The sequence below is a fragment of the Streptomyces sp. NPDC046335 genome, assembly GCF_055587985.1.
On record NZ_JBVJFF010000001.1, the window covers coordinates 295943 to 309970 of the forward strand.

The 14028-nt window shown below is 71.1% G+C and carries 11 protein-coding genes; 7 read left to right on the forward strand and 4 right to left on the reverse strand.

The features are described 5' to 3' along the window. Window positions 1–46: 46 nt before the first annotated feature. From ACZ6JY_RS01290 to ACZ6JY_RS01310, 5 genes are all read left to right on the forward strand, one after another. Complete coding sequence (locus tag ACZ6JY_RS01290) at window positions 47–1198, forward strand: Gfo/Idh/MocA family protein (RefSeq protein WP_469191017.1); 1152 nt, start codon at window positions 47–49, stop codon at window positions 1196–1198. Window positions 1199–1212: 14 nt separating this feature from the next. Next, window positions 1213–2373, forward strand: coding sequence for a dihydrodipicolinate synthase family protein (locus tag ACZ6JY_RS01295; RefSeq protein ID WP_469191019.1), 1161 nt, complete (start codon window positions 1213–1215; stop codon window positions 2371–2373). Further along, a complete protein-coding gene (locus ACZ6JY_RS01300; protein WP_469191021.1) occupies window positions 2370–3206 on the forward strand; it encodes a sugar phosphate isomerase/epimerase family protein in 837 nt (278 codons plus the stop codon). Before ACZ6JY_RS01295 ends, ACZ6JY_RS01300 begins: the two co-directional genes overlap by 4 nt. 255 nt (window positions 3207–3461) lie before the next feature. After that, the gene (gene recD2 / locus ACZ6JY_RS01305; RefSeq protein WP_469191023.1) at window positions 3462–5768 is read left to right on the forward strand and encodes an SF1B family DNA helicase RecD2; all 2307 of its coding nucleotides are present in this window, start codon (window positions 3462–3464) and stop codon (window positions 5766–5768) included. A gap of 133 nt (window positions 5769–5901) precedes the next feature. Continuing rightward, a complete protein-coding gene (locus ACZ6JY_RS01310; RefSeq protein ID WP_447037543.1) occupies window positions 5902–7191 on the forward strand; it encodes a citrate synthase in 1290 nt (429 codons plus the stop codon). A 442-nt stretch (window positions 7192–7633) separates the two neighbouring features. Here the strand turns inward: ACZ6JY_RS01310 and ACZ6JY_RS01315 are convergent, their stop codons facing one another. The 4 genes from ACZ6JY_RS01315 to ACZ6JY_RS01330 all read right to left on the reverse strand — a co-directional run bounded on the left by ACZ6JY_RS01315 (window position 7634) and on the right by ACZ6JY_RS01330 (window position 11919). Then, window positions 7634–9883 (reverse strand): heavy metal translocating P-type ATPase, encoded by a 2250-nt coding sequence (locus ACZ6JY_RS01315; protein WP_469191026.1) that lies wholly within the window; start codon window positions 9881–9883, stop codon window positions 7634–7636. Between the two features lie 213 nt (window positions 9884–10096). Beyond that, window positions 10097–10420, reverse strand: a complete 324-nt coding sequence (locus tag ACZ6JY_RS01320) for a heavy-metal-associated domain-containing protein (RefSeq protein ID WP_469191028.1) — start codon at window positions 10418–10420, stop codon at window positions 10097–10099. Window positions 10421–10566: 146 nt separating this feature from the next. After that, window positions 10567–10764, reverse strand: a complete 198-nt coding sequence (locus ACZ6JY_RS01325) for a MerR family transcriptional regulator (RefSeq protein ID WP_447037539.1) — start codon at window positions 10762–10764, stop codon at window positions 10567–10569. A gap of 255 nt (window positions 10765–11019) precedes the next feature. Then, on the reverse strand, window positions 11020–11919 hold the full coding sequence (locus ACZ6JY_RS01330; RefSeq protein WP_469191030.1) for a sugar phosphate isomerase/epimerase family protein: 900 nt from the start codon (window positions 11917–11919) through the stop codon (window positions 11020–11022). 137 nt (window positions 11920–12056) lie between these two features. Here ACZ6JY_RS01330 and iolC point away from each other — a divergent pair, with 137 nt between their 5' ends. Continuing rightward, the gene (gene iolC / locus ACZ6JY_RS01335) at window positions 12057–13010 is read left to right on the forward strand and encodes a 5-dehydro-2-deoxygluconokinase (protein ID WP_469191032.1); all 954 of its coding nucleotides are present in this window, start codon (window positions 12057–12059) and stop codon (window positions 13008–13010) included. Between the two features lie 110 nt (window positions 13011–13120). After that, window positions 13121–14023 carry a Cgl0159 family (beta/alpha)8-fold protein gene (locus ACZ6JY_RS01340; RefSeq protein WP_469191891.1) on the forward strand — a complete coding sequence of 301 codons (903 nt, stop codon included), beginning with the start codon at window positions 13121–13123 and terminating at the stop codon, window positions 14021–14023. The last annotated feature ends 5 nt before the right edge of the window (window positions 14024–14028 follow it).

The following is a 14028-nucleotide window of genomic DNA, read 5'->3' on the forward strand; positions in this document are numbered from 1 at the left end:
CTGTCTAGATAGAAAGCGCTTGCTACGCACCTACGGAGGGACTTTCGTGACACGCAAGACGGTGCGCATCGCCATGAACGGCGTCACGGGACGCATGGGCCACCGCCAGCACCTCGTCCGCTCGATCCTGGCCCTGCGCGAACAGGGCGGCCTGGACATCGGTGAGGGCACCGTGCTGTGGCCGGAGCCGGTCCTGGTGGGCCGCAGGGAGGACGCGCTGCGGTCGCTGGCCGGGCAGTACGGCCTGGAGCACTACTCGACGGACCTCGACGCCGTCCTGGCCGATCCGTCCGTCGACATCTACTTCGACGCGCAGGTCACCTCCGCCCGCGAGGACGCCATCAAGCGCGCCATCGCCGCGGGCAAGCACGTCTACACCGAGAAGCCGAGCGCCACCGGCCTCGCCGGAGCCCTCGGCCTCGCCAGGCTCGCCAAGGACGCCGGCATCAAGCACGGCGTCGTCCAGGACAAGCTCTTCCTGCCGGGCCTGCTGAAGTTGAAGCGGCTCATCGACGGCGGGTTCTTCGGCCGGATCCTGTCCGTACGGGGTGAGTTCGGATACTGGGTCTTCGAAGGGGACTGGCAGCCCGCCCAGCGCCCGTCCTGGAACTACCGCGCCGAGGACGGCGGCGGCATCGTCGTCGACATGTTCCCGCACTGGGAGTACGTCCTGCACGAGCTGTTCGGCCGCGTGCGCACCGTCCAGGCGCTCATCGCCACGCACGTCCCGCAGCGCTGGGACGAGCGGGACAAGCCCTACGACGCCACGGCCGACGACGCCGCGTACGGCGTCTTCGAGCTGGACGGCGGTGCCGTCGCGCAGATCAACTCCTCCTGGGCGGTGCGCGTCAACCGCGACGAGCTGGTGGAGTTCCAGGTCGACGGCACCGAGGGCTCCGCCGTCGCGGGCCTGCGCAACTGCCGGGTCCAGCACCGCAGCGCCACGCCGAAGCCCGTGTGGAACCCGGACCTGCCCGTCACCCACTCCTTCCGCGACCAGTGGCAGGAGGTGCCCGACAACGGCGAGTTCGACAACGGCTTCAAGGCCCAGTGGGAGCTCTTCCTCAAGCACGTCTACGCGGACGCCCCCTACCGCTGGGACCTCCTCGCGGGCGCGCGCGGCGTGCAGCTCGCCGAACTGGGCCTGCGCTCATCGGCCGAGGGCCGCCGCATCGACGTACCGGAGATCGCGCTGTGAGTGCCGCGAGCGCAGTGACCACCCTTCTGCTCCCCGTCGCGGGCGGCGGCACGCGCGCGTACACCCCGCGCACCGAGCCGTCACGGATCACGGCGAGCGGCCCGCCGCCCACCTCCCGCACCGTCTTCTCCGCCGCACACGTCGTCGCCGACCCGTTCGCCGACGTCTCCCCGGACGGCCCCGCCGCCGTCGACTGGGACGCCACGCTCGCCTTCCGCCGCCACCTCTGGTCGCACGGCCTGGGCGTCGCGGAGGCCATGGACACCGCCCAGCGCGGCATGGGCCTGGACTGGGCGGGAGCGGCCGAGCTGATCCGCCGCTCGGCCGCAGAGGCGAAGGCGGCCGGTGGCCGCATCGCCTGCGGCGTCGGCACCGACCAGCTGACCGGGCCCGCCACGCTGCCACGGGTCGTCGAGGCGTACGAGGAGCAGCTCGCGCTCGTCGAGTCGGTCGGCGCCCAGCCGATCCTCATGGCGTCGCGCGCCCTCACGGCGGCGGCCACCTCGCCGGACGACTACCTGGAGACGTACGGCCACCTCCTGCGCCAGGCGAGCGAGCCGGTGATCCTGCACTGGCTCGGCCCCATGTTCGACCCCGCCCTGGAGGGCTACTGGGGCTCGACGGACCTGGACGCCGCGACGGAGACCTTCCTGGAGGTCATCGCCGCCCACCCCGACAAGGTCGACGGCATCAAGGTGTCGCTCCTGGACGCCGGGCGGGAGATCGCCCTGCGCCGCCGCCTGCCGCAGGGTGTGCGCTGCTACACCGGCGACGACTTCAACTACCCCGAACTGATCGCGGGCGACGACCACGGCTTCAGCCACGCCCTGCTCGGCATCTTCGACCCGCTGGGGCCGCTGGCGGCCGAGGCGGTGCGGGTCCTGGACACGGGGGACGTGAAGGCGTTCCGCGGCCTCCTCGACCCCACCGTCGAGCTGTCGCGCCACCTCTTCCGGGCACCCACCCGCTACTACAAGACCGGCGTGGTGTTCCTCGCCTGGCTGGCCGGACACCAGACACACTTCTCCATGGTGGGCGGCCTCCAGTCCGCCCGCTCCCTGCCGCACCTGGCCCGCGCCTACGAACTCGCCGACGGCCTCGGCCTGTTCCCCGACCCGTCCCTGGCGGCGTCCCGGATGCGCTCGCTGCTGACCGTCCATGGAGTACCGCGATGAGCACCCCGCCCCCACTGTCACGGCTGAGCGTCAACCAGGAGACGGTCAAGCAGCTCACGCTGCCCGAACTCGCCGAAGGATGCGCCAAGGAGGGCATTACCGCCGTCGGCCTCTGGCGCGCCCCGGTCCAGGAGTACGGGGTCGAGCGCGCCGCCCGGCTCATGCGCGATACGGGCCTCGCCGTCACCAGCCTGTGCCGGGGCGGCTTCCTCACGGACACCGGGGAAGCGGCACGCGCGCGTGCCCTCGACGACAACCGCGCGGCGATCGACGAGGCGGCGGCGCTCGGCACCGGCACGCTGGTCCTGGTCTCCGGCGGCCTGCCGCCCGGCAGCAAGGACCTCGCGGGCGCGCGGGAGCGGATCGCGGACGCCCTCGCGCGCCTCGGGCCCTACGCCGAGGAGCGGGGCGTGCGCCTGGCCATCGAGCCGCTGCACCCGATGTTCGCCTCGGACCGCTGCGTCGTCTCCACCCTCGGCCAGGCGCTCGACCTCGCGGAGCGGTTCCCCGCCCACCAGGTGGGCGTGGTCGTGGACACGTACCACGTGTGGTGGGACGACCGGGCGCCCGCGGAGATCGCGCGTGCGGGCGCCGGGGGGCGCCTGCACGCCTTCCAGCTCGCGGACTGGATCACGCCGCTGCCCGCGGGCGTCCTGCTCGGCCGCGGCCAACTGGGCGACGGCAGCGTCGACTTCAGGGCGTGGCGCGAACTGGTGGACGCCGCCGGGTACGACGGGCCGATCGAGGTCGAGATCTTCAACGAGGCCCTGTGGGCGCGGGACGGCGGCGAGGTGCTGCGGGAGACGGCCCAGCGCTTCCACGCGCACGCGTGAGCCACGCCCACCAAGACCTCGGGAGCACTTCCGGCCGGCGTCCGGAAAATTCTTCGCGACGGCGTGCAACCCTTTGGCCACCAAGCGTGTCGTACTTTGCGTCAGGACTTCCCGAGGGGGGATCTGGGGGGATCCAGGGGGAATCGCGGGGTTTCTGACATTTGGGGGAGGGCGCGAAGGGGCCCGGTCGAAGGACCGGGCCCCTTCGTGGTTCCCGAAGTTCCCGCTGTCAGTGCCGGGCTGTAGCGTCGGATCATGTCGAGTCCAACGGCGGCGGCCGCGGTGCTGGAGGGTGTCCTCGAGCGCATCACGTATGCCAACGAGGAGACGGGTTACACCGTGGCGCGCGTCGACACCGGACGCGGCGGGAACGACCTGCTCACCGTCGTCGGCGCGCTGCTCGGCGCCCAGGCGGGCGAGTCCCTGCGGATGCAGGGCCGCTGGGGCTCCCACCCGCAGTACGGCAAGCAGTTCACCGTCGAGAACTACACGACGGTGCTCCCCGCCACCATCCAGGGCATCCGCCGCTATCTCGGCTCCGGACTCATCAAGGGCATCGGCCCCGTCATGGCCGACCGCATCACCACCCACTTCGGCGTCGACACCCTCGACATCATCGAGACCGAGCCGAAGCGGCTCGTGGAGGTGCCGGGCCTCGGCCCCAAGCGGACCAAGATGATCGCCGCCGCCTGGGAGGAGCAGAAGGCCATCAAGGAAGTCATGGTCTTCCTCCAGGGAGTGGGCGTCTCCACCTCCATCGCCGTGCGCATCTACAAGAAGTACGGCGACGCCTCCATCTCCGTGGTGAAGAACGAGCCGTACCGCCTCGCCGCCGACGTCTGGGGCATCGGCTTCCTGACCGCCGACCGCATCGCCCAGTCCGTCGGCATCCCGCACGACAGCCCCGAGCGCGTCAAGGCCGGTCTCCAGTACGCCCTTTCCCAGTCGACCGACCAGGGCAACTGCTACCTCCCCGAGGAGCGCCTCATCACCGACGCGGTGAAGCTCCTCCAGGTCGACACCGGCCTCGTCATCGACTGCCTCGCCGAGCTCGCGCAGGACGAGGAGGGCGTCGTGCGCGAGAAGCTCCCGGCCCCGGACGGGGGCGACGACATCACCGCCGTCTATCTCGTCCCCTTCCACCGCGCCGAACTGTCCCTCGCCGCCCAGCTCCTGCGCCTGCTCAAGACGCCCGACGACCGCATGCCCGCCTTCGGTGACGTCGACTGGGACAAGGCCCTGGCCTGGCTCGCGAAGCGCACGGGCGCCCAGCTCGCCGCCGAGCAGCAGGACGCCGTCAAGCTGGCGCTGACGCGGAAGGTGGCCGTTCTGACCGGTGGCCCCGGCTGCGGCAAGTCCTTCACGGTCCGCTCCATCGTCGAGCTGGCCCGCGCCAAGAAGGCCAAGGTCGTCCTCGCGGCCCCCACCGGACGCGCCGCCAAGCGCCTCGCCGAGCTCACCGGCGCCGAGGCCTCCACCGTGCACCGCCTGCTCGAACTGAGGCCGGGGGGAGACGCGGCGTACGACAAGGAGCGCCCGCTCGACGCCGACCTCATCGTGGTCGACGAGGCCTCGATGCTCGACCTGCTGCTCGCCAACAAGCTGGTCAAGGCCGTGCCGCCGGGCGCCCATCTGCTCTTCGTGGGCGATGTCGACCAGCTCCCGAGCGTCGGCGCCGGCGAGGTCCTGCGGGACATGCTCGCCGACGGCAGCCCCGTCCCCGCCGTCCGCCTGACCCGGATCTTCCGCCAGGCCCAGGAGTCCGGCGTCGTCACCAACGCCCACCGCATCAACTCCGGGGTGCCGCCGATCACCCAGGGGATGAAGGACTTCTTCCTCTTCGTCGAGGACGAGACCGAGGACGCGGGCCGCGTCACGGTGGACGTCGCCGCGCACCGCATCCCCAAGAAGTTCGGTCTCGATCCGCGCCGCGACGTCCAGGTCCTCGCGCCCATGCACCGGGGACCCGCGGGCGCGGGCACCCTCAACGGCCTCCTCCAGCAGGCCATCACGCCCGCGCGTCCCGGCCTGCCCGAGAAGCGGTTCGGCGGCCGGGTCTTCCGCGTCGGCGACAAGGTCACCCAGATCCGCAACAACTACGAGAAGGGGCAGAACGGCGTCTTCAACGGCACGGTGGGCGTCGTCACCGCCCTGGACCCCGACGAGCAGCGGCTCACCGTCCTCACCGACGAGGACGAGGAGGTTCCGTACGACTTCGACGAGCTGGACGAGCTGGCGCACGCGTACGCGGTCACGATCCACCGCTCCCAGGGCAGCGAGTATCCGGCGGTGGTGATCCCCGTCACCACGGGCGCGTGGATGATGCTCCAGCGCAATCTGCTCTACACCGCCGTGACACGCGCGAAAAAGCTGGTCGTCCTCGTCGGATCGCGCAAGGCTCTCGGACAGGCCGTACGCACGGTCTCCGCGGGCAGGCGCTGCACGGCCCTGGATTTCCGGCTCGCGGGCCGCCGGATCCCGGCTCAGGGACGATTTGATCGATCAAACGAGTCGGAAACGTCACACAGCACTTTCGCAACCGGGGCGAAGGGGGCAGGATGAGCAGGTTGGCGGCACTGAGTGCCGCCAATAGGCCCAATGGTCGACCCCGAGTGCACTCTCCAGGGCCAAATGGGGGATGGTAGAGACAGTCAGGGCACCTCGAAGAAGAGGCACAACGTCGGTGAGGGATGACGTGAGCGACAACTCTGTAGTACTGCGGTACGGCGATGGCGAGTACACCTACCCGGTGATCGATTCGACCGTCGGCGACAAGGGCTTCGACATCGGGAAGCTCCGCGCCCAAACCGGTCTGGTGACCCTGGACAGCGGCTATGGCAACACCGCCGCCTATAAATCCGCCATCACCTATCTCGACGGCGAACAGGGCATCCTCCGGTACCGCGGCTACCCGATCGAGCAGCTGGCCGAGCGCTCCACCTTCACCGAGGTGGCGTATCTGCTGATCAACGGCGAACTGCCGAAGGTCGACGAGCTGGCTTCGTTCAAGAACGAGATCACGCAGCACACGCTGCTGCACGAGGACGTCAAGCGGTTCTACGACGGCTTCCCGCGTGACGCCCACCCGATGGCGATGCTGTCGTCCGTGGTCAGCGCGCTGTCGACGTTCTACCAGGACAGTCACAACCCGTTCGACGAGAAGCAGCGTCACCTCTCGACGATCCGCCTTCTCGCCAAGCTTCCGACGATCGCGGCCTACGCGTACAAGAAGTCGCAGGGCCACCCGGTCGTCTACCCGCGCAACGACCTCGGCTATGTCGAGAACTTCCTGCGCATGACGTTCTCGGTGCCCGCCGCCGAGTACGAGCTGGACCCGGTCGTGGTCAACGCGCTCGACAAGCTCCTGATCCTGCACGCGGACCACGAGCAGAACTGTTCGACCTCCACCGTGCGGCTGGTCGGCTCCTCGCAGGCGAACATGTTCGCCTCGATCTCGGCCGGCATCTCCGCCCTGTGGGGCCCGCTGCACGGCGGCGCCAACCAGTCGGTCCTGGAGATGCTGGAAGGCATCCAGGCCTCCGGCGGCGACGTCGACACCTTCATCCGCAAGGTGAAGAACAAGGAAGACGGCGTGAAGCTCATGGGCTTCGGGCACCGCGTCTACAAGAACTTCGACCCCCGGGCGAAGATCATCAAGGCGGCGGCGCACGATGTCCTCTCGGCGCTCGGCAAGTCCGACGAGCTGCTCGACATCGCGCTGAAGCTGGAAGAGCACGCGCTGGCCGACGACTACTTCGTCGAGCGCAAGCTGTACCCCAACGTGGACTTCTACACGGGGCTCATCTACCGCGCCATGGGCTTCCCGACCGAGATGTTCACGGTCCTCTTCGCGCTGGGCCGCCTGCCGGGCTGGATCGCCCAGTGGCACGAGATGATCAAGGAGCCCGGATCGCGCATCGGGCGTCCGCGCCAGATCTACACGGGTGAGGTTCTCCGGGACTTCGTCCCGGTCGAGGGTCGCTGACCTTCGACAAGGCCCCTGCCAAGCGGAAAGCGCCCCGCCATCGATCCCCCCACGGGTCGACGGTCGGGGCGCTTCCCTTTTTCCCGGTGCGGATTCCCCCCACGGGATCCGGCCGGGCGTTTTTGGTGGCCCTGCGGTCTGCCGGGACGCGTACTGACGGGAGGGCCGCTCAAAGCTCCCCGACGCACGTGCCCCGGCCAACAACACACTCCGAGAACATCCCCCAAGATGTCCTCCGATGTCGGAAGACGTCCCCCAAGACATCTTCTGGCATCGTCCCATTAGACTCGCGACCCCCCAAGATGGTTACGTCCAGAGCAATGTGATCTGCGTCTCTTGCATATGTCCCGTCTATCCGCAAGGGCCCCGATATGTGGATAACGGCAAGGGTGTGAAGGTGCTGAAACGGACATGTGAAGGGCCCATGAGAATGTCCGAAGGACTATGAGAACGTCCGCAGCCGCAGGCTGTTGGTGACGACGAAGACCGACGAGAACGCCATGGCGGCCCCCGCGATCATCGGATTGAGGAGCCCGGCCGCTGCGAGCGGCAGCGCGGCGACGTTGTAGCCGAAGGCCCAGAACAGATTGCCCTTGATCGTGGCGAGGGTCTTCCGGGAGAGCCGGATGGCGTCCGCCGCCACCCGCAGGTCCCCGCGCGCCAGCGTCAGATCGCTCGCCTCGATCGCCGCGTCGGTGCCCGTGCCCATCGCGAGCCCCAGATCGGCGGTGGCGAGCGCCGCCGCGTCGTTCACACCGTCGCCGACCATCGCCACGACCCGGCCCTCGCCCCGCAGCCGCCGTACGACGTCGACCTTGTCCTGCGGCAGCACCTCCGCGTACACCGCGTCGGGCGCGATGCCCACCCGCTGCGCCACCGCGTCGGCCACGGCCTTGTTGTCGCCGGTGAGCAGCACCGGCTCCAGGCCGAGCGCCCGCAGCTCGCGCACCGCCTGCGGGCTGGTCTCCCGGACGGCGTCGGCGACCGTGAGCACGCCGCGCGCCTCCCCGTCCCAGGCGACGAGCACGGCCGTGCGCCCGGCGGCCCGCGCCCGCTCCCTCGCGGGCGCCAGCGCATCCAGCCCCGAGACCCCGGCGTCCGCGAGGAGCCGCTCCCGTCCCGCAAGGACCTCGTGGCCCTCCACGGTGCCCCGCACCCCGAGCCCGGCGACGCTCTCGAAGCGCTCCGGGGCCGGCAGCTCCCCGGCGCCGAGGCCGAGGCGTTCGGCCGCGCCCGCCGCGAGGGCGCGGGCCACCGGGTGCTCGGAGGCGTGCTCCAGGGCGCCCGTCAGGCGCAGGAGCCGCTTCTCGTCCGTGTCCGCCGCGGCGTACACGTCCTCCAGTTCCATCCGGCCCGTCGTCACCGTGCCCGTCTTGTCCAGGACGACGGTGTCGACGCGGCGCGTGGACTCCAGGACCTCCGGGCCCTTGATCAGGATGCCGAGCTGGGCGCCGCGCCCGGTGCCGACCATCAGGGCCGTCGGCGTGGCCAGGCCGAGCGCGCAGGGGCAGGCGATGATCAGGACGGCGACGGCGGCGGTGAAGGCGGCGGTCACGTCGCCGGTGGCGCCCAGCCAGCCGGCCAGCGTGCCGGCCGCGATGAGCAGGACCACCGGTACGAAGACCCCGGCGATCCGGTCGGCGAGGCGCTGCACCCGCGCCTTGCCGGTCTGGGCGTTCTCGACGAGCCGTGCGATACGGGCGAGCTGGGTGTCGGAGCCGACGCGGGTGGCCCGTACGACAAGGCGGCCCGACGCGTTCACGGTCGCACCCGTGACGGCGTCGCCCACGCCCACGTCGACCGGTACGGACTCGCCGGTCAGCATCGAGGCGTCGACCGCGGAGGCGCCTTCGACGACGGTGCCGTCGGTGGCGACGGTCTCGCCCGGCCGTACGAGGAAACGGTCGCCGACGGCCAGCCGGCCGACCGGGACGCGCTCCTCGGAGCCGGACCGCAGGACCGTCACGTCCTTGGCGCCGAGTTCGAGCAGGGCGCGCAGGGCGGCGCCCGCCTTCCGCTTGGAGCGGGCCTCCAGCCAGCGGCCGAGGAGGATGAAGGAGACGACGCCGGAGGCGACTTCGAGGTAGATCGTCGAGGCGCCGTCCCCCGGTCCGACCGTGAAGTCGAAGCCGTGCCGCATCCCCGGCATCCCCGCGTCCCCGACGAACAGCGCCCACAGCGACCAGCCGAAGGCGGCGAGCGTGCCCACGGAGACCAGCGTGTCCATGGTCGCCGCGCCGTGCCGGAGGTTGGTGGCCGCCGCCCGGTGGAAGGGCAGGCCGCCCCAGACGACGACCGGAGCGGCGAGGGTCAGCGAGAGCCACTGCCAGTTGTCGAACTGGAGGGCGGGGACCATCGCGAGCAGCACGACGGGCAGGGAGAGCAGCGCGGAGACCACCAGGCGCTGCCGCAGCGTGTCGGGCTCGGTGATGTCGGCGGTGGTCGGCGGCGGGGTGTGGCCGGGCGCAGACGCCGGCCCCGGCTCCGACGTCGGCTCCGGCTCCGGCTCCGGCGGAAGGATCTCTTCCGCCGTGTAGCCCAGCTTCTCGACCAGGGCGATGAGGTCGGCGACCGCCACCCCTTCGGCGTACGCGACCCTGGCCTTCTCCGTGGCGAGGTTGACCGAGGCGGTCACGCCCTCCACGCGGTTCAGCTTCTTCTCGATGCGGGACGAGCAGGACGCACAGGTCATCCCGCCGACGGCCAGCTCGACCTCGGAGGCTGCGGACGCTTCGGAGGCTGACGGGGCTGCGGACGCTGACGGGGCTGCGGACGGTTCGGGCATGGCTCTCTCGTGCTGCTCATCGTTGTCGGGGGACGGCTGCGGGCCCTGTGGTGTCGAGGGTGACACCACAGGGCCCGGAGTACCCGGCAGGGCGCCGGTCAGACGGGGGTCGGGCGGCGGTCAGGCCTTGACGCCGACGAGCTCGTAGCCCGCCTCGTCCACCGCGGCGCGAACCGCTTCCTCGTCCAGCGGGGCCGCGGAGACCACGGTCACCAGACCCGTGGCGGCCGAGGCCTCGACGGAACCGACGCCCGCGATCTCCGAGATCTCGGAGCCGACGGCACCTTCGCAGTGGCCACAGGTCATCCCCGTCACCTCGTACACCGTGGTGACGGCGCCCTGCGGGGTCTCCGCGGCGCCGTCACCGTGGCAGGAACCGCTGGGGGAGCAGCAGGAGCCGGTCGTCTCGGACGCGGCCTGCGGGAGCTCGGTCTGGGCGCTCATGTCGTTCTCCTCGGATGGCGTGGGTACGTGTGCGACGTAACGTGCGAAAGGGGACCCCGCAGTCCCGGGGACCTCCTGACGCATCGAAGACTATACCCCTAGGGGGTATTTCTCAACGAGACGGGGGCGCCTCGCGGCGGGGCCCCTCAGGCCCCGCGCCCTCTGTTGCGTGGGCGGGCGGCGACCCAGGCGCGGACCGTGTCCGCGTACCAGTAGGGCTTGCCGCGCTCCACGTGGTCGGGGTCGGGCAGCAGCCCGTGCTTGCGGTAGGAGCGCACGGTGTCGGGCTGCACCTTGATGTGCGCGGCGATCTCCTTGTACGACCAGAGCCTGCGGTCCGTCATGGCGGCACCTCCCTGCGCGCGCCCGGGGGCGGCCGGGCGTGGCCGACAGGGGGGCCGGGCGCGGCGCGCGGCGATCACTCAGCCTGTGCCCGGTGAGCGGCGGCGAATTACCCTGCGTGGATCTCTGTTGACGTTCTGTGACGCAGGTTTCGCGCGGGTGAGACATGTGTGACGGGAAGGGGTTCTTTGTGACAGAAGCGACGCATCCGCCGTCGAGTGGTCCATCGCCGGGCGGGCCCCGTCCCGAGGCGGCTTCTAGGCCCCGCAGGAGCGGAGGAAGGCGCGGGTGCGGCGGGCGATCGGGAGGGGCTTGTCCGGAGGGCACGGGTACATGTCCTGCTCCACGATCGCGAACAGCTCGACGCCGAGCTTCTGGGCCGCGGCGAGCACGGGTTCCAGGGCGGGCACCCCGACGGGCGGTTCGCACATCACCCCGCGGCCCACGGCGGGCCCGAACGGCACCTCCTCGGCGCGCACGCCGGCCAGGATCTCCGGGTCGACCTGCTTGAGGTGCAGATAGCCGATGCGCTCGCCGTAGGTCTCGATGAGCTGGACGCTGTCGCCGCCGCAGTACGCGTAGTGCCCGGTGTCCAGGCAGAGCGAGACGAGGTCCGGGTCGGTGGCGTCGAGGAAGCGCGTGACGTTCTCCTCGGTGTCGATGTGCGTGTCCGCGTGCGGGTGGACCACGACGCGCAGGCCGTAGCGCTCGCGGACCTCGCGGGCCAGGCGCTCGGTCTGGCTGGTCAGTTCGCGCCATTGTCCGGGCGTCAGGACGCGGTCCTCCAGGACCACGCCGGTCTTGTCGTCGCGCCAGAAGGAGGGGATGACGACGAGGTGTTCGGCGCCCATCGCCTGGGCGAGCGCGGCGTTGTCCGCGACGTGCGCCCACGTCTTCTCCCAGACCGCGGGTCCGTGGTGCAGGCCGGTGAAGACCGTGCCCGCCGACACCTTGAGGCCGCGGCGGCCCGTCTCCGCGGCCAGCTCGGCGGGGTCGGTGGGCAGGTAGCCGTACGGGCCGAGCTCGATCCACTCGTACCCGGATTCGGCGACCTCGTCGAGGAAGCGGCGCCAGGGGACCTGTTGCGGGTCCTCGGGAAACCACACGCCCCAGGAGTCGGGCGCCGAACCGATCCGGATGCGAGACAGCGTCGTCATGTCGGCCAGCCTCCAGGCGTCGTCGGAAGAGTGTCAAGGAGTGGTCCGAATGTAAGGACAAAATGTTGACAGGGCTCCCGGGCCGGGATTAGACCTGGGGGCACACGACCGACCGGCCCGGCGAAGGGACGCACAGGGTGAGTGATCCGTACGACGTCATCACCATGGGCCGGATCGGGGTCGACCTCTATCCACTTCAGACGGGGGTGCCTCTCGACGAGGTCACCACGTTCGGGAAGTTCCTCGGCGGCTCGGCGAGCAACGTCGCGGTGGCCGCGGCGCGCCTCGGCCGCCGCGTCGCCGTCGTGACGCGCACCGGTCAGGACCCCTTCGGGACCTATCTGCACCGGGCGCTGCGGGAGTTCGGCGTCGACGACCGCTGGGTGAGCGGGGTTCCCGGGCTGCCGACGCCCGTGACGTTCTGCGAGGTCTTCCCGCCGGACGACTTCCCGCTGTACTTCTACCGGCTGCCCAAGGCCCCCGACCTGGAGATCTCCGAGGGTGAACTCGACCTCGGGGCGATCGCCGCCGCGCGGATCTTCTGGATGACGGGTACGGGGCTGTGCGCGGAGCCCAGCAGGGCGGCCACGCTGGCGGCGCTCGGCGCGCGGACCGCCGGGACCACGGTCTTCGACCTCGACTGGCGGCCCATGTTCTGGAGCGACCCCGCCGAAGCCCGGCCGCACTACGCCGCCGCCCTCGCGCACGCCACGGTCGCCGTCGGCAACCTCGACGAGGTGGAGATCGCCACGGGGTGCCGGGAACCGGGCGCGGCGGCGCGGGCGTTGCTCGACGCCGGGGTCGAACTCGCCGTGGTCAAGCAGGGGCCCAAGGGGGTGCTCGCGATGAACCGGGCGGGTGACGTCGCTGAGGTGCCGCCGCTTCCCGTGACGGTGCTGAACGGCCTTGGCGCCGGGGACGCGTTCGGCGGGGCGCTGTGCCATGGGCTGTTGAGCGGCTGGGGGCTGGAGCGGGCCATGCGGTACGCCAATGCCGCGGGGGCGATCGTGGCGTCCCGCCTCGAGTGCTCTTCGGCCATGCCTTTTGCTGGCGAGGTCGCCTCTGCTGTTGCTGCCGGGGCTGTTCTGTGACCGGCGCCTTCCGTGGCCGTTCTCGGGGCTCCGCCCCGGACCCCGCTCCTCAAACGCCGGAGGGGCTGAATCTGGGCGCCGCTGCCTCTGTGCCGGAGGGGCTGAACAGGCTGAACAGGGTTGAGTCTGTCGATGTCGGGGCGCTTGCTCGGGTTCGGGCGCGGGAGCCTGGGGTCATTGGCGAGGCCGCCGCTCGGCGGGTTCGGCGGTCGTTGGTCGGGGGGAGCGGGCGGCTGATGATCGTCGCCGCCGATCATCCCGCCCGGGGGTCCCTCGCCGTCGGGGGTGATCCGCTCGCCATGGCCAGTCGCGGCGATCTGCTCGCGCGGCTCTGCGTGGCCCTGGCCAGGCCCGGGGTCGACGGGGTGCTCGCCACCGCCGACATCCTGGACGACCTGCTGCTGCTCGGCGTGCTCGACGGCAAGGTCGTCATGGGGTCGATGAACCGCGGTGGGCTCGCGGGGGCCGCCTTCGAGATGGACGACCGGTTCACCGGGTACCGGCCGGAAGACCTGACGCGGCTCCGCTTCGACGCGGGCAAGCTGCTGCTCCGCGTCGACTACGACGACCCGGGGTCGCTGCGCACCCTGCACTCCGCCGCGCGCACGGTCGACGCGATGGCGGAACGGCAACTGCCGGTCTTCGTCGAGCCGTTCCTCAGCCGGCGCGAGGGGCGGGGCCCCGTCCGCAATGACCTGAGCGCGGAGGCCGTGTCGCGGGCCATCGCCATCGCCTCGGGGCTCGGGGGTTCCTCCGCGTACACCTGGCTGAAGGTCCCCGTCACCGAGAACCCCGACGACATGGCCAGGGTCATGGAGACCTCGACCCTGCCGACGGTGCTGCTCGGCGGCGACGTGGGCAACGACGCCGGGGGCGCGGACGCCGCCTTCGAGAAGTGGCGCGGCGCGCTGCGGCTGCCCACCGTGCAGGGCCTCGTCGTCGGCAGGGCGCTGCTCTACCCGCCCGACGGCGACGTGGCGGGGGCGGTCGACACCGCCGTAGGACTGTTGTAGCGGGC

Bases quoted from the DNA above. Each gene is read 5' to 3' on its own strand.
- recD2 (WP_469191023.1), top strand. From the start codon at position 3,462: ATGTCGAGTCCAACGGCGGCGGCCGCGGTGCTGGAGGGTGTCCTCGAG.
- ACZ6JY_RS01300 (WP_469191021.1), top strand. From the start codon at position 2,370: ATGAGCACCCCGCCCCCACTGTCACGGCTGAGCGTCAACCAGGAGACG.
- ACZ6JY_RS01325 (WP_447037539.1), bottom strand. From the start codon at position 10,764: ATGACGGACCGCAGGCTCTGGTCGTACAAGGAGATCGCCGCGCACATC.
- ACZ6JY_RS01320 (WP_469191028.1), bottom strand. From the start codon at position 10,420: ATGAGCGCCCAGACCGAGCTCCCGCAGGCCGCGTCCGAGACGACCGGC.
- ACZ6JY_RS01330 (WP_469191030.1), bottom strand. From the start codon at position 11,919: ATGACGACGCTGTCTCGCATCCGGATCGGTTCGGCGCCCGACTCCTGG.
- ACZ6JY_RS01315 (WP_469191026.1), bottom strand. From the start codon at position 9,883: ATGACCTGTGCGTCCTGCTCGTCCCGCATCGAGAAGAAGCTGAACCGC.